Source organism: Streptomyces sp. NBC_01454 (assembly GCF_036227565.1).
Classification (GTDB): Bacteria; Actinomycetota; Actinomycetes; order Streptomycetales; family Streptomycetaceae; genus Streptomyces.
Genome location: NZ_CP109461.1, coordinates 36337 through 51302, shown reverse-complemented (window position 1 = coordinate 51302; position 14966 = coordinate 36337). Strand labels below are relative to the sequence as shown.

Sequence of the window (14966 nt, the reverse complement as noted above, 5' to 3'; positions counted from 1 at the left end):
AGCGCGCCGGGCGGGAGTCGAACCCGCCAGCCTCGTAGGACTCCGACGGCGCCGAAGGCCGATGTGCGGCCCGGCCCCGAAGGGCCAGGCGAGATGGGGCTACCGGGACTCGGTGGCGGGTGCGCCGTAGCCCTCGTGGTGGTGATCCGTGAAGCAGTGGCTGCACAACGGGGCGCGGCAGATGCGGCACGCCGTGACTGCTGTCCCCTGGCAGCGCTGGCAAGCCTTGGCCGGGAAGACCTCGGTGTCCGAACCGACTGCTCCGGACATGACCTGCATCGTGTCGAGTTTCTCGGCTGCGAGGAGTTCGGCCATGGGGTACTGCGAGCCGAGCTGGAGTTCACGGCCGCCGGGCCCGAAGGCGGACCAGGACCAAGCGCCTTCGTTGCGCATGGCGCGGCTGGGGTAGACGCGGACGAGGCGCGAGCCTTCCGGGAGGTCGAGGCCAGCCTCCCGGAGACGCGCGATGAGGCGCTCGGCGGTGGTCATCCCGCGTTCACCGCGTCCCAGATGGCGCGGCCGACGGTGCCCGGCTTGGCGTCGCCGTTGGTGGTCCGGGTGGGGCCGAAGGTCTCGCCGTTCCGCTCGGACCAGTACGAGACATAGGCGCGGGCCTGGGCGACAACCTTCTCGCCGGTCTCCACGAGCGAGTCGATGGTGAACTGGGCGTTGCTGCCCGCACCGGCGACGGCCTTCTCGAGCGCACAGAGTGCGTCCTTGGTGGCCTTCACGCCCTTCTTCTCGTGGATCGCTTCGTGCAGCGCCACAGTGGCGGCCTTGACTCGGGTGTACATCCGGTTGGTGACCTCGCGGACCTCCCGCAAGCTCTCGGCGGTGCGGGGCTGATGAGGGATCTCGGGCACGAAGGCGTCGTGCTCGGTACGCCGGATGGTCACCGGCACGCCGCTGTCGAGACCCATGGAGGACACGAGCGAGCCCCACTGGGCGAGGCTCATCTCGATCTCGACGAGTTCTTGGCCCGGATGGACCCAGTCGTGGTTGAGGTCGCGCTTGCGCACGGCCTTGCGAACGGAGAGCGAGATGGTCTCGTTGTGGAGCAGGTCGGACTGGAACAGCGAACGACCACCGCCGCTCCGCCGTGTCACGACCGCGACGCCGAAGGCAGGGTGGATCTCACCAACGCGCTCCGGGTCGATCTTCGGATCCTGTGTCGGACGGCGACTCATGCGGCACCGCCCTTGGCGATGTACTGCGCGAACTCGACGGCAACCCGTCGGCTGTCCCGGCTGTTCCACGTCCGGGCCCGTCTGCGGTCGCCCTCGCGCCAGTGCACGCGCCACCCCGTCGCGACCCGGTCCACACGGATCGCGGTGCGTCGAGCAGCACGCCACGCGTCCGCCGCCCTGTCGCAGCAGAGCGGGCTGCCCATCTCGTGCGCCTCACCCAGGTCCGGGTAGGACAGGGCCGTCTCAGCAGTCAGCACCTCACGGGGCAGGTCACAGAACCCGCACATCAGGTGGGGGCCGGAGTAGTACGTACGGTCAGTGGCCATCGGTGCCTCCGAAGACGTCGGGGATGGAGATATGGCCGCTCGGGCCGATGCACACGGGGCCCAGGGGTGCCGCTCGAGCGCATCAAAGGTTTCAGCCAGGCACATCGACGCGGAACTCGATCGGTTCGGTGCCGGCGTAGCTGAAGAGCGCGGCGGCCGGGGCGACGGTGACGGTCTGGCCGGCGAGCGGGTGGGTGGTGGTGTGCTGCACGGGTCAGTCGGGGCCTTCCCCGTGATCGTGGACACCGGTTGTCATGCGGCGGTGGCCAGCGTAGTTGATCGCTGTTCGTAGGTGATCGGGCTGATCTGGCCGAGGCGGGAGTGCCGTCGGCGGGTGTTGTAGCGGGTCGCCCAGCGGAAGACCGCGGGGCGGGCCTCACTGGCCCCGTTCCACCGCTTGCGGCCCTGGAGCGTTTCGCGCTTCATGGTCGCGTTCAGACTCTCCGCGGCGGCGTTGTCCGCACTTGTGCCGACCGTGCCTCGCGATCTGGTCACGCCCAGCTCCGAGCAGACCTGGGCGAACTCCTTCGACACATATTGCGCCCCGTTGTCGCTGTGAAATATCGCCCCGCGCAGGCCGTCCCCGCCGCGGGCCCTCGCTGCGGCCCTGAGCGCGTCGGTGACCAGCGAGGTCCGCATGTGGTCGGCGATCGACCAGCCCGTCAGGCGTTTCGAGCACAGGTCCAACACCGTTGCCAGATAAAGGAATTGGCCGTTGCCGATCGGGAGATAGGTGATGTCGCCCACGTACTTGGTGTTCGGCACCGGGGCAGCAAAGTCCCGCTGGAGCAGGTCCGGCACCGGTGTCGCCGACGGCTCGGGAATGGTGGTGCGGACCTTCTTGCGCAGGTGCAGCCCGACGATGTGGAACTTGCGCATGACGCGCTCGACCCGCTTGTGATTGACCGGCTTCCCGGCCTCCTTCAGCTCGGCGGTGACGCGCGGAACCCCATAGGTGCCGTCCGATTCCTGATGGATCCGGTTGATGCGCTCGGCGAGCTCGGCATCCGCCCTCGCCCGGCTGGCCCGCGCGGATGCGCCGGCCAGCCACCGGTAGAAGCCGGAACGCGAGACCGCGAGTATCCGGCACAGCCGCTTGACGCCGAAGGCGCCACGGTGATCCTCGACGAACTGGAAGCGGCTGCTCACCAACTGGTCTCCGCCGCAAAATACTTCGCGGCCCTCCGCAGGATCTCCCGCTCGAGCTCGAGTTCCTTCACCCGCGCCCTCAGCTGCCGGTTCTCCTTCTCCATCGCGGTGGCCTCCACCGCCCCGGGCCGGGCGGCCTGCTCGGCATCCCGCACCCACGTGCGGAGCGTCTCGTGGTTGACGCCCAGGTCCTTGGCCACCGACGCGTACGTCCCACCCGGGCTCGAGTGATACAGCGCGACGGCATCGGCCCGGAACTCAGGCGAGTACTTCGACGTCCCCAACGGGAACTCCTGTCCTATGGATCATCACGATCCAATGATCAGGGTGTCCACGCTCAAGGGGAAACGCCCGACCAGCCCCCGGCATGGCCGGGTGACCTCGTTCCACTCCCGCTCGAACACGGCCTTCTCCGCGTAGTTGAAGATACGCAGCGGCAGGGTGGCGTGGGTCTGCTCGCGGATGCAGTCGGCGTCGAGGCATCGCGCGAGAAGAGCGGGGTCGAGCAGGTCATCTATGTGGGAATGCATCGCCTTTCCTGAGGTGGGGCGGGATTTACCGATCACGCACGTGCGTCGGTGCTTGGCGCCTGCAGATTTCTTGGGGCTGGAGCACCGCCATCTGCCGGGCATGGGGCCTTTCGGCCGTTGTGCTGGCAACTCTCGCAGGCAGCTCAGCCGCTGCTCGGGCGACTCGTCGTGGTCGGAAGACGATCCGGTCCTGTTGGCAGATGATCCGGTCGTAGGTGGCCGGCGGGCCGGGGGAAAACTCGTCGGAGTCACCCTGTACCAGACGTCATCACGGCATGCCCCGTCGGGCTGCGTCATTCAGGGGCGTGACGTGTGGAAGATCGCAGGGGCGGATGTCTCGTTCGTCGAGAACACCCGCCCCTGCGGCATGAGGTGGCGGCGGTTGGTCAGACGGCCGCGGTGACCGCGGAGCGGTCGTCGGCGCTGCCGGGAGCAGCGCTGTCGTTGTCGTCCAGGAGGTCCGGATCGATGCCGAGGGCGCGAGCGGAGTTCCTCTTGTCGCGTTCGGTCAGAGCCGTCACGATCTGCTCGTAACTGCTCTGGATCGGCGGGTTCTTCACGGTGCCGTAGCCGAGTACGTACTGGCTCTTCATGGCACGAGTGAAGGCGACGTAGAACATCCGCTTGGCGTCTTGGGTCATCTTCGTGTCCTCCCTGTAGAGGACGACAGCGTTGTCGAATTCGAGACCCTTGGCACCGTGGATCGTCGAAACGACCAGGTCGGCCTTGGACTCGAGGTTCTTCCGCTTGCGCTCCTGGTTCCTCTGCTTGTTGATATTCAGCTTCTGCTGGTTCCGCTGAATCTCGAAGGAGAGCAGGTTGTCGCGCAGCCGATCGAAGAACGCCTTGTGTGTGAGCGTGCCCTGGTGGCAGAGCGCGACCCAGCCGTTGATGGTCGCGCTGTTCTCGATCCACCACTCGGAGATCGTGCGCAGGATCGCCTTCTCAACGTTGGCGTTGGCAGCGTTCTTTGTCAGCTTGTCCATGTTGTCCTTGATCCCCTGGGAGACCACGAATGCGGCGCTGGCCGGCGGTGCCTGTAGGACGTCGTTCCAGAAGAACTTGATGTACTTCGAGAAGATGTCCGTGGCGTAGACGCGATCGCTGACCAGAGAGGCGACGTGGCGGTCCGGGTAGCGCTTTTCGAGCACATCCTGGATCAAGGACACCTCGCGGCGCGAGTAGGCCAGGAAGGCCACCTGCTCGCCCCGGTCCAGGCACTTGTCCACGTAGTCGGGGATGACCGTGTTGCGCACGATCGCCTGCAGGTCCTGGGTGACGAACCCGGTGAGTCTGGCCACCTCGCGGTACTCCAGGGTGACCTTCTCCTGGAACGAGTCGGCCGTGGGCATGGCGAGCGAGTTCGCCTGCAGCTGGATGTTGGCGAACTGGTTGGTCTCCAGCCCCCCGAGCACGACGTTCGCGAAGTCCAGGATCTCCTGGTTGCTCCGGTAGTTCGTCGTGAGCTTGAAGGTCGCGAAGACCCCCGAGCCTTCCAGCGTGTTGAGCGCGCGTGGGTTCGCTGAGCGGAACTCGTACAGCGTCTGCGAGGCATCTCCGACGATGAACAGGGACTGAGCGTGCTTGGTGATGTACTTCAGCACGTAGATGAACTCAAACACGCTGTTGTCCTGCACCTCGTCGATGATGAGGTACTTCGACTGCACGTGGGCCGGCTCGGCCATGTCGTCGATCTTCTGGTAGCAGATGATGATCTGCAGCTCCAGCGACGTCTGCTCGATGCGGTCGAGCAGGGCGATCACCTCGTCGAAGTGGCTCTCGACGAAGGTGTTCAGCGCGGTGAACGCACCGGTCTTGTTCTGGTCGACCTCCAGCAGGCGCGAGCGGAACTGCGCGGCGAACTGGCTGCTCGGGTAGAAGATGTCGATCGAGTTGATGATTGTGTCGATGGCCGAGACCTTGTGGGTCGGGTGGTTCATCGAGTAGATGTCGATGATCATCTTCGCGATCGTCATCGAGCCGACGTTGGGGTTCTTTTCCGTGATGTTGTCGGCTGCGGCGTTGGTGAACGAGAGCACCGTGATGTCCGAGGCGGGGACGCCGCAGGCTTCGAGGTACTTGATGCGTTCGAGGATCACGGTCGACTTGCCGGTGCCGGCTCCCGCCTGCGTCATCACCAGCGGCTCGTGCGTGGTGAACGCGTCGCGCTGCTGCTTGGACAGGTGGGCCGGCAGCGCCGGAGGCGTGGCCGGCTGCGCTGGCACGACCAGCTGAGGCTTCATCTGCTCCAGGTGGTCGAGCGTGTGGTTCATCAGCAGGCTGAGGTTCTGCTTCGACAGCTTCGTGGCAATCCGGTCGGAGAAGGTCGCATCCAGCTGCTTGTGGATCTGGCGATAGGCCTCCAGCGGGACGTTGTAGTTCTCCAGGTAGCGCAGCTGGACGGCGAGCATGTTCAGCTGCTGCTCCGTCGGGCCCGCGGGCATTTCCTGGATGTAGCGGCAGACCTCGTCGGCAATCGCCTCGGAGTCCCATATCTGGGCCAGGCGCGTGATGCGCTCGTAGATCGAGTACTGCCGCATCCACTCGTCGAACTCATCGCCGAGGTTGGAGGCCGTCAGGCCGGCGGATGTGAGCACGTCCTGGACGTAGTCACGGGAGTTCTCCAGCGGGCTGGTGTCCCACTGCAGGAAGACGGCGGCGTCGTGGTTGCCGTAGCCGACCGAGCGCGAGACGGCGGTTGCGTACTCGGGCTCTGGGAGCCCCTTCTTGAAGAAGTACAACTCCATCCGGTACTGGATGACGAGGTCGCGCGTGGACTTGCCGCCGGACTTGTCCTCGTAGAACACGAGCGCCTGCGGGGTCATGTCGAAGGCGACGTCCCAGTCGTCGAATCGGCTGGCCGAGGTGTCGACAGCGAAGCGGTCGTCGGCGTGCGGACTCGGCAAGGTGAAGGACCCGCCCGCGTTCAGAGCGCGGCGCGTGATCGGTGCGAGCGGGATCGATGTCGTGGTGATGTCGTGCTGCGTCGAGCTCTGCTTGACCTCAATATCGGTGGCCATCGCGTAGGCGGTGTTGGTGGCAGTGTTGACCGGCAGCAGAGATTCGTTGAGCAGGCCGATCTTCTTGCCGTTGCCGGTGAGCTTCGAGGAGAAGAACTTCGGGTCGACGGCCTTCTGAGCAACGGCATTGGCCGAGAGGTCGAGGTCATCAAGCAGGACAGGCATGTCGTTGCCTTTCTCCAGTGGATCGAGAGGCGGGTTGAGAGAGGGCATAAATCATGTCGCATAGCAATTCCGACAAGGTTGAATAGTCAGCCGAATGCTCGAAGGCGAGCGAAAAGCGCAGCGACAGGGCTGGGTCATGGGCGCAGGTACGAACACGGGCGGGGCTCTCGTCAGCTGACGAGCCCCGCCCGTGTTCCTCTCAACCCACCCGTCAGGGGCCGTTAGGCCCCTGAATCCGGGGTATGTGGCGAAGCCACGCCCCGGACACCGCGCGCTACCCAGGCGCGCGGTCGTTCATCAGCGGCAGCTCATCTCACTTCGAGGTCGAGTCCGAGCGCCGGTCGGGACCATCGACGGCAGCATCGCCGGCATCGAGATCCCAGGGACAGGCCGCGACGAGGGACCCCCCGGGATCGACCTCCATCAGGCCGAGCATGAGGCCCAGTTCGCGGAGTTCATCGGTGCTCCGGACATGGGTGGTGAGGTTCGCCCGGGCCGCGAAAGAGAGCTCCATGGCTCGCTTTCGGTGCTCCTGGAGCAGCGGTTCGGGGAGCATGGTGGACATGGCTGTCCCCCTTTCTGAGCAATGAGAGCGTGGGGGCGAGATACGCCGTCCGGCGGGGCGCGCCGGTGGGGCCGGACGGGGCGTCGCCTTGCGGATCGGGGTGCGGGCGAGGCTCGTCGCCGGGACGGCCGTACTCCCCGGCGAGCACCGCCATCACGGTGCCGAGCATCTGAACGGTCTCCTCGACGTGCTGGTCGAAGACCGCGTCGTAGTCGTTGTAACCCTTGCCCTTCAGTGTCCCGTCGGCGTACATGAAGACCGCGATCTCGGCGCGCTGACGCGCGAGCATCCCTTGGTAGGCGGTGATCAGCCCGTGGACCACGCCGCCGTGGGCGGGCCCGGGCACGCCCGGGGGTTCGTGGAGATCCTGGGTGCGCCACGCGGTGGCGCACTGGAGCCAGCCGGCCAGCTGAAGGACCTGCTCGGCGCGGGCATGGTCCCAGCGGTCGAAGGGGTCGGCGGCGGCACCGGCCAGCGCGGCCAGGACGTCGGCGACGTCGCAGGGCCCGGCGTCGCCGGGGGCCGTGGACAGGGCGGAGGGTGTGGTGGTCACCATGGGAATCCTCAAAGGGGCGTGTTCGGGGGGATTCGGCGTCAGCTCTGCGGGGCGGTGCCCGGGTAGCGGCCGTAGGGGTCGAAGAGGAGCTCGCCGTTGTCCAGCAGGCCGTCGAGGTCGTGGAAGCCGCGGCCGGCGATACCGCCCAGGCCCGTGCCGATCAGCGCGTCGGTGGCCAGCGCGTAGTGGGGCCGCAGCACGAACTCCCCGACGATCATCTGGTGCGTGCGCTCGCTGCCGTACCGAAGCGGGTGCGCTCCGGCCTGCGGGGTTACGCGGCTGGCGCCGACGAAGCTCACCAGGCCGGGTCCGGCGTCCTGGACGTACATCCAGGCGGGTACGTGCCGCGCGCGGGGGGCGAGCCGGAGCCCGGCGAGCGCGGCGTCCGTGGGCAGGTGGCCGCTCATGCCGTCCTCCGCTCGACGCCGGGGACGTACAGCTCGCTCACGCACGGCCACCCGGCGAGGATCGCGCGTAGCTCCGGCAGCGTGAACCCGGCCTCCCTGGACGCCTTCGGCAGCGCCAGACGCAGTTCCACCGTCACGGGGTCGATCTTCACCTCCCGGGAAGCGATGTAGTCGGCGTCCGGGCAGAGGTACTGCACCGAGCGGACCACGGTGAACAGCTCGCCGAAGGCGATGCGTTCACCGCCGCGCGGCAGCGGCAGCGCTCCGATCTCCCAGGCGAACTCGACAGTGGGCTCGGCGCCGTCGATATCACCGCCGCCCAGGTCGAGGGCAGTGCCAACGCGCACGTGAAACTCCTTGGGTACGGGCCGGCAGCGCCGTGGTGGCGCCGGCCGGTGGGTGTTTGAGCGAGGTGGTGGTGCTCCTGACGGGACTGCAACCCGCAAGCGCTCCTGTTCCGGAACATCCGGAACAAGGGCGCTCGGTGCGATGTGGACGGCTGCTCAGTCATCCGACAGGGATGCCGAGGCTGTGCCGCCGGTCTGGGCAGCGAGCAGGTAGTCCTCGATCCAGGTGCGAACAGCCTTGCGCGCCGGCCGCGCACCCTGGGAGTCCACGTAGGTGGTCGCTTCAATGGCGCGCAGCTCGTCGTCGGGCATCGACACGGGCAGCGCCTGGGCCATCCGCGGCTTGGCCTCGACGATCCGCTCACGCTGCCGCTCGTAGTCGGCGGCCATGATCTGCCGGTAGGTCTGCCGGTCGATGGGGTTGAACCCCACGACCAGTGAGAACCGGCCCAGCAGCTCGGCGTCGAAGAACTGCTCCAGTGCCTTGTTGAGGCTCTGGTTCGAGATGGTCTTCGGGTTGTTGCCGAAGCCGATCATCTTGCCGTCGAGCGAATCACGGGCGGCGTTGGTCGTGCAGATGACCAGGGCCTTGGAGAAGTCCAGCATCTTGCCATGGGCGTTGCGGATGTAGCCTTCGTCGAACGCCGAGAGGAACAGGCGCTGCACGGCCTTGTCGGCCTTCTCGAACTCGTCGAGCAGGATCATCCGGTGGGGGTTGGACTCCAGCGTGTCGAAAGGGAGTTCCTGGTTGGAGTCCGAACCCACGTACCCGGGAGGTGCCCCGACGATCTTGGCGATGGCCGACGGGGTGTGGAACTCGGTCATGTTGAGGATGATCGGCTCGGTGCCGGTTGTCTCCTGAGCGATGATCTTGACCGCCTCGGTCTTACCCACACCCGAGGCCCCGGCGAACAGCCACGTCGTGGGCGTCTTCGTCGGGAACAGGTCGAGCTCTTCGCGGGCCAGACGGTCCGTGAGCTTGGCGAGTACGTCGTCCTGGCCCTGCAGGCGGCTGGTGAGCGTGGCGCTCAGCGCGGCGACGTCGAGGTCCTTGCGCTGGGCGTTTCCGGTCATCAGGCGCTTGGCCACATCGAGCACACGGGTGCTCGTCAGCGGCACCTGCGGGATGGACCGCAAGGTCTGCGCGAGTACCGTGTTGCCGGCGTTCTCGGCCTGGACGATGAGCTTCTTCTGCTCCAGGACCCGATCAGCCATCGCGCGGTCGAGCAGCGTGATGGCGTTGTCCGGCCGGTGCTGGCCGGCCCTCGAGTTCGCTTCGGCGATCTGCACCACCGAGGCCAGGACGTCGTCGGAGACCCCGATCTGGTGACGGTAGTGCGCCATGAGGCCGGGCCGGACCGCGGTCATCACGGCCAGCGTCTGTTCCACGCTCAGCTCGTCGACGATGAGCCGGGTGAAGCGGCGGGCGAAGGCCGGGTCCTCGTCGAATGCCCGAGACTCGGTGCTGGTGGTCGCGCCGATGACAGACATGTCGCCGCGGGCAAGAGCCGGCTTGAGGATCTGCGAGATCTTGCGGCCGACGGCGTCGCCATGGCTGCCGGACCCTCCGGTGATCTGGTGGATCTCGTCCATGAACAGGATGGCCTTGTTCTTGGGGTCCGAGGCGAACTCGACGATCGCCTGGACCTTCTCCTCCAGCGAGCCGACGATGCCTGTCCCGGCGATGATGTTGGTGATGGGCAGCTCGTAGATCGTGTAGTCCTTGAGCTGGTCGGGAATGAGGGCGTCGCCGAGCGCGATGCGCCGGGCGATGTCCTCGACGATCTTCGTCTTGCCGACGCCGGCGGAACCGACCAGCAGAGCGTTGGGCTTGGTCTTGCTGATGACGACCGAGAGGACCTGCCCGATGAGCGTGTCACGGAACATGGTCGGATCGGCGTTCTTGAACTTCTCGTTGTAGTCGACGAGGAGCTCCTTGACGTCGTCGGCGCTGCCACCGCTGGACGGCAGCCCCATGGGCGGGAACTGCGGAGGGAAGCTGCCACCGCCGCCGTTGCCCTTGTCGTCGTCGTCGGAGCCGCCGGGTGTGAAGTTGCTGAGACCCACCGGGTCCTCCTTCGGTGCGGGTCGCTCGGCGTGGTGGCGCGCTGGGTGGATGCGCCACGGTGTCCCGAGCAGGGATATGGATGAGTGAGAGAGAAAGGCAGGGGTCGCCAAGAGCGGTGCTGGCCAGGTGAGTTGGTTGCACGGCACCGCTCTTGGCGGTCCTTGGGGCAGCAGGGTCAGACCACCATGCCGAGGAGCCTCTGCCGGATGCTTGGATCGATGTGCTGCATCGAGTCGGCGTAGCGTTTTGCCAGGTCAACCATGAACGACCAGTCCATGGCGGAGCACGGTGCGTAGTACAGGTTCTTCGGGTGGTCCTGACGTGTGGACGGCGGCAGCCAGTCGAAGTCGGTGACCATGAGTGAGAGCCTGCGCTGGCGCACGCGGCTGGCGTTGATGTACTGCCAGATCTGCGTGTACTCCGTTCCGCCCGACACCTTCGGGATCCTGCGGAACTCCTTCCAGATTTGAGCCGTCGACTTGTTCTCCGTGCGCAGCATCACCTCCTGGGACAGGAAGTGGCTGAACGAGTTGAAGTACAGGTTGATGTTGAGCTTCTTGGCGATCCGGATGAGCATCATGACCGCCTCCTGGTAGTTCTCCTCGGAGATCGAACCGGAGGTGTCGATGTAGATGTGCAGGTCGGGCATGTACTGCAACGAGGTGATCCGGCCGGGCTTGTTGCAGTCGTCCGGGTCCCGGCGGTTGGCCTTGAGGAAGGTCGCCTTCGTCGTGCGGAAGATGTTCTGCGACTTGTTGACCTTGCCCATCCGGCGCAGCACACGGGTGATGTCCTTGAGCAGGTCGAGCTTGCTCGGCGGCTGCTTGCGAAATGCCACCTGGGCGCTACGGCTGCCAGGCTGGCCCGGTTGCTGCTTAGCTCCCAGGGCGGCAGCCCGGGCGGCTGCCCGTGGCAGTGACGTGAGCTTGGACAGCGACGTGTTCGAGACGACCTTCACCGGCGAAGCCAGCGACTGTTTGATGAGGTTCCACTCCCCCGTGATCTTCGCCGCGGTGGCCCGGGCATGGGCCTCGACGTTGACCAGGACGAGGGAGCGCGGGCAGAACAACTCCCCGACCGTGAACGGCAGGACGCCGGTGTCCAGGGTGGTGTTCTGCTGGCTGGCCTGGGCCCGCTGCTGCTCGACGTAGTTCATGAGCATGTGCACGAGCACGCGAGCGAAGGAGTGCTCATCGTTGGCGTCAGAGTCGTCCTTGCGCACCAGCAGCGACTCGGTGAGCCCCTTCAGGGACAGGGCCGAGAAGTCGTTGAGCAACTTGGTGGTGGCCGGCGGCAGCGCGCTGGCCATCGTCTGCGTCTTCTGGGACAGCCAGACCTTGAAGTCGTCGAAGGCCGCGGAGGACTGGAACCAGAACCCGAGGGTGTCGGGGTGGAAGGTGTAGGCGATCGAGGCGAAGAAAGCGCTCTCGCCGCCGGTCCCCGCCAGCAGGGCCTTCGCGGCCGGGAGGACGTCAGCCTGTGCCGTGTAGAGCACCCGCGGGGAGGGCGCGGGCATCTTGTTCTGCTGCCCGGCCTGGACGGCGAAGAGCTCGGCGACCGGCAGCGGCGTGCCCTGGTCGAAGCTGATCAGGGTCTGCCCGAGCAACTCCTTGACGGTCTGCTCGCTGCCCACGTTCAGCGTGTCGTCGAAGCAGCTCATGATCAGGTCCGAGATGCCCCCCGTCAGATCCGCGCCCTGGGCGTCGGTGATGCTTGCCGGGGCGTTGGGGTTCAACGGCTGCAGCAGCGGGTCGACGAGGACCTGCTGGATCGCAGGTACCGGGTCGTAGTCGCCGATGCACGCGATGGTGTGCAGTGCGTCAAGCACGGCCGGCTTCTGATTCGTGACGTTGATCGTCATGTGTCGTGGTCTCCTTCTGAGGACAAGGCAGCGGCAGAGCGCCGCCGGTGGTGGGGAGTTGCAGCAAGGGCTGCACCGCAGCAGTCCCCACCACCGGTGATCGATCGATCAGAGGAAGGCCGAGAGGACCGGCTTGGCCTGGTTGACGATCGGAGCGTCGATCTCCATGAAGGCCTCCAGGTTCTGGCGGTCGATCTGCTGGCTGGTCACCATCTGGATGAGCGTGCGGGTGTACTCCGGCCCGATCTGGGTGGCGGCCTGGGCCAGCTGCTCGATGAGGCGCGCGTTGTCCTCGCTCTCCTTGAGCGCGTACAGCAGCGATCCGGACTTCTCGTTGTCGGTCAGCGTCGCGACGAGCGCGGCCATGTCGGTCACGGTCGCTGCTGCCTTCAGGCTCTGGTAGCAGTTCGGCTTCGGGACGTTCACCCGGTTTTGCTGCACGCCGCCGGCGTTGTTCGCCAGGTCCTGGGAGATGGTGGCCACGAGCTGCGTGGTGAACATGGTGTCCCCGACGTAGGCCTCGATGGCCTCGTTCAGCAGCGAGGTCTCGCGGTCGCCGATCTGGATCGGGGTGGCCAGGTACTGCGCCAGCTGCTGCGGATCCGCCGCGTTGAGCCACTTCGACAGGTTGTCGATCGTGCGCGGCGTGGTGAGCTGGTTCATCTCCTCGCCGCCGTCGAACAGATCGGCCATCGTGACGTTGCCGCTGTCATCGTCGTCCTGGCCGTCGGCGACGATGGCCTCGGGCGTCGACTTCTGGAAGATCAGCGCGGGGTACTGCGTGAGCACCGCTTTCACCCAGGGGTTCATGTTGTCGCCGAGGACAGACATGAGGGTGGCGGCGTCGGGCTCGACGTGGAAGATCGCGAAGCGGGACAGGCTCGCCTCGTCGAGCGAGGTGACGTTGCCCTTGTCGTTGCCGGCCACGACGATGCGGACGTTCTTGGGCAGCTCGACGTAGCCCATGCGGCGCAGCGTGACCAGGGTCAGCGCGCCGGAGGTGACGTCAGAGGTGGTGCGGTTGATCTCGTCGAGGAAGAGGATCGGCCACTCACGCGGGTTCTTCTCGGCGTAGTCGATGCACTCCTGGATCACCTGGTGCGGGTAGAAGACCTGCTTGTAGCTCTGAGTACCGTCGTGCTTGGTGTACGGCGCCAGGCGCGCACCGGTGAGGTCGGCCTTGTCGGCGAGCTGGTTGCACGGCAGCGTGAAAGCCTGCGTGCCCATGGAGTAGGCCAGGTCCTCGACGAAGCTGGACTTGCCGATGCCGGGTTCGCCCATGAGAGCGGGCGTCGCGCCGACCTCAAGGGACTGCTTGATGAGGGTCGTCAGGGTGTCGTTGAACTTCATGTCGACGTCTTTTCTGTGCGTGGGCGAGGAAGAGAGAGAAAGGCAAGAGATGTCGGAGGACGGCGCTGCCGCTCTCGGCGTCGCCGAGGCTGCATAGGCCGTGAACGGTCCTGTGGCGCGGGCCGCGCCGTCGGAGCCTGGCGGAGACCTGCACTCCCGCCGTGGGTGGCGATGGAGCCCCGCTGCGCATCGCCGCCCGATCGCGCTCCGCGCGATCCAGCACTGTCCCCCACCTGTGCTCGGCCCCGCCGCAGCACCCGTCACCCACCCCACCCGCTGCCGGAGGCAGCAGATGAACCAGGAGCTGAAGCAGCAGCAGGAACGGGCACAGAGCGTCGGTCAGTTGGTCGACGAGGAACGGGCCTCGCGGTCGGCCACGAGCGCAGCCGCCCGGTCAAGGAGGAAGGGCCGGCCGTTGCGCCGCTCGCTGTGCTTGGGGCGCGCAGGGATGACATCGACCGCCGCCTTGTAGAGCAACCACGCGGTGTCGCCTGTCGAGTACTCGACGCCGAGGGCGCTGTAGGCGCGCAGTTGCGTCCGCATCCAGCCGTAGAGCGAGGCAAGAACGGAGAACTCCCAGCGGGACATGTCGTGGTTGAAGTCTCCGGGATCCCGGAGCTGATGGCGTGCACTGGTCAGGGTCTGCTCGACGATCGCCTGCGAGTACGGGATGTCGGGCATGTCCTCGGCGGTGTCGACAGCTGATGCTGAAGCACCGGAGCTCTCGCTGGCGTTCACGGCCAGCTGCGCGTAGAGGCCCTCTATGGAGGCGAAGGCCGGCGCGGTAGTTGCTGCGTTGACGTGAGCGACGATGCGATCGGGCACCGGCTCGCGGGTGAAGGTCGACCAGTGGTCCAGGAGCAGCTCGTACCAGCCGTGTTCCTCACGCAGGACGCGCTTGCAGGCGGCTACGGGGAAGTCGTGGAAGTTCTTCGGCAGCGGCATGACGAGATGGAAGCCCTGGCCGGACATCGACAGCTCCGAGTAGAGGATTCTCGGCAGCCGCAGCAGGTCTGTGGCCACACCTGGCGGGCAGTCGGCCTCGATGTCGAGGACGAGCAGCCCGTCAGTCTGGGCTTGGAGGTAGAAGGCGGTGTTCGCAGCGTTCGGTATCGCCGCGGTGAGTTCATCGAGGGTGAGCAGGCAGGTCTCGTCCAGGGCGAAGGCTCCGCGTAGTGGGCCAGCGTGCTTGCAGCTGGAGGTGCAGCCGGCGAGCAGGTGCCGTACGTCGATCGGGGCCTTGCGCTTCGGCGGCTTGGTGGGATCGTCGGGGGTCTCTTCCCCGATCTGTCCGGAGATGGTCCACCGACAGGCACTGGCGAGAGTGCGGATCGCGGGGTTGCCGTAGAACTGCGGGAACCAGGCATGGGGGTCGGCTGGAGTCATCGTGGGACGCATGCTTTCGATCGGAGGCGTCAGGAGGGGAAGAGAAAGA

13 protein-coding genes are annotated in these 14966 nt (G+C 66.4%); all 13 read right to left on the bottom strand.

What is annotated here, in order from left to right; all coding sequences use genetic code 11:
- Positions 1-99: 99 nt before the first annotated feature.
- Positions 100-489 carry a hypothetical protein gene (locus OIU81_RS36920; RefSeq protein WP_329142756.1) on the bottom strand — a complete coding sequence of 130 codons (390 nt, stop codon included), beginning with the start codon at positions 487-489 and terminating at the stop codon, positions 100-102.
- Positions 486-1187: a hypothetical protein gene (locus OIU81_RS36915; protein ID WP_329142758.1), complete on the bottom strand. Its 702-nt coding sequence runs from the start codon at positions 1185-1187 to the stop codon at positions 486-488. The genes OIU81_RS36920 and OIU81_RS36915 overlap by 4 nt, the downstream gene beginning before the upstream one ends.
- A complete protein-coding gene (locus tag OIU81_RS36910; protein WP_329142761.1) occupies positions 1184-1513 on the bottom strand; it encodes a hypothetical protein in 330 nt (109 codons plus the stop codon). Before OIU81_RS36910 ends, OIU81_RS36915 begins: the two co-directional genes overlap by 4 nt.
- A gap of 252 nt (positions 1514-1765) precedes the next feature.
- Positions 1766-2946 (bottom strand): IS3 family transposase gene (locus tag OIU81_RS36905; protein ID WP_329142510.1). Its coding sequence is split into 2 segments (ribosomal slippage): positions 1766-2679 and positions 2679-2946, totalling 1182 coding nucleotides; the frame shifts between segments, so codons are not numbered across the junction.
- Between the two features lie 24 nt (positions 2947-2970).
- Positions 2971-3192, bottom strand: a complete 222-nt coding sequence (locus OIU81_RS36900; RefSeq protein WP_329142763.1) for a hypothetical protein — start codon at positions 3190-3192, stop codon at positions 2971-2973.
- Between the two features lie 386 nt (positions 3193-3578).
- Positions 3579-6377, bottom strand: a complete 2799-nt coding sequence (locus tag OIU81_RS36895) for an ATP-dependent helicase (protein WP_329142765.1) — start codon at positions 6375-6377, stop codon at positions 3579-3581.
- Between the two features lie 455 nt (positions 6378-6832).
- Positions 6833-7498 (bottom strand): hypothetical protein, encoded by a 666-nt coding sequence (locus OIU81_RS36890; protein WP_329142767.1) that lies wholly within the window; start codon positions 7496-7498, stop codon positions 6833-6835.
- A gap of 38 nt (positions 7499-7536) precedes the next feature.
- Positions 7537-7905 carry a hypothetical protein gene (locus OIU81_RS36885; protein ID WP_329142769.1) on the bottom strand — a complete coding sequence of 123 codons (369 nt, stop codon included), beginning with the start codon at positions 7903-7905 and terminating at the stop codon, positions 7537-7539.
- The gene (locus OIU81_RS36880) at positions 7902-8252 is read right to left on the bottom strand and encodes a hypothetical protein (RefSeq protein WP_329142771.1); all 351 of its coding nucleotides are present in this window, start codon (positions 8250-8252) and stop codon (positions 7902-7904) included. Before OIU81_RS36880 ends, OIU81_RS36885 begins: the two co-directional genes overlap by 4 nt.
- Before the next feature lie 156 nt (positions 8253-8408).
- Entirely contained in the window at positions 8409-10319 is a 1911-nt protein-coding gene (locus OIU81_RS36875; RefSeq protein WP_329142773.1) for an AAA family ATPase, read from the bottom strand.
- Positions 10320-10495: 176 nt separating this feature from the next.
- Complete coding sequence (locus tag OIU81_RS36870) at positions 10496-12181, bottom strand: hypothetical protein (protein ID WP_329142775.1); 1686 nt, start codon at positions 12179-12181, stop codon at positions 10496-10498.
- A gap of 108 nt (positions 12182-12289) precedes the next feature.
- Positions 12290-13531, bottom strand: a complete 1242-nt coding sequence (locus tag OIU81_RS36865; RefSeq protein ID WP_329142777.1) for a MoxR family ATPase — start codon at positions 13529-13531, stop codon at positions 12290-12292.
- A 339-nt stretch (positions 13532-13870) separates the two neighbouring features.
- Entirely contained in the window at positions 13871-14929 is a 1059-nt protein-coding gene (locus OIU81_RS36860) for a hypothetical protein (RefSeq protein ID WP_329142779.1), read from the bottom strand.
- Between the last annotated feature and the right edge of the window lie 37 nt (positions 14930-14966).

What these genes read in the sequence shown, in the direction of transcription:
- OIU81_RS36920 (WP_329142756.1), bottom strand. Translation starts at nt 489, where the DNA reads ATGACCACCGCCGAGCGCCTCATCGCGCGTCTCCGGGAGGCTGGCCTC.
- OIU81_RS36915 (WP_329142758.1), bottom strand. Translation starts at nt 1,187, where the DNA reads ATGAGTCGCCGTCCGACACAGGATCCGAAGATCGACCCGGAGCGCGTT.
- OIU81_RS36910 (WP_329142761.1), bottom strand. Translation starts at nt 1,513, where the DNA reads ATGGCCACTGACCGTACGTACTACTCCGGCCCCCACCTGATGTGCGGG.
- OIU81_RS36900 (WP_329142763.1), bottom strand. Translation starts at nt 3,192, where the DNA reads ATGCATTCCCACATAGATGACCTGCTCGACCCCGCTCTTCTCGCGCGA.
- OIU81_RS36895 (WP_329142765.1), bottom strand. Translation starts at nt 6,377, where the DNA reads ATGCCTGTCCTGCTTGATGACCTCGACCTCTCGGCCAATGCCGTTGCT.
- OIU81_RS36890 (WP_329142767.1), bottom strand. Translation starts at nt 7,498, where the DNA reads ATGGTGACCACCACACCCTCCGCCCTGTCCACGGCCCCCGGCGACGCC.
- OIU81_RS36885 (WP_329142769.1), bottom strand. Translation starts at nt 7,905, where the DNA reads ATGAGCGGCCACCTGCCCACGGACGCCGCGCTCGCCGGGCTCCGGCTC.
- OIU81_RS36870 (WP_329142775.1), bottom strand. Translation starts at nt 12,181, where the DNA reads ATGACGATCAACGTCACGAATCAGAAGCCGGCCGTGCTTGACGCACTG.
- OIU81_RS36865 (WP_329142777.1), bottom strand. Translation starts at nt 13,531, where the DNA reads ATGAAGTTCAACGACACCCTGACGACCCTCATCAAGCAGTCCCTTGAG.
- OIU81_RS36860 (WP_329142779.1), bottom strand. Translation starts at nt 14,929, where the DNA reads ATGCGTCCCACGATGACTCCAGCCGACCCCCATGCCTGGTTCCCGCAG.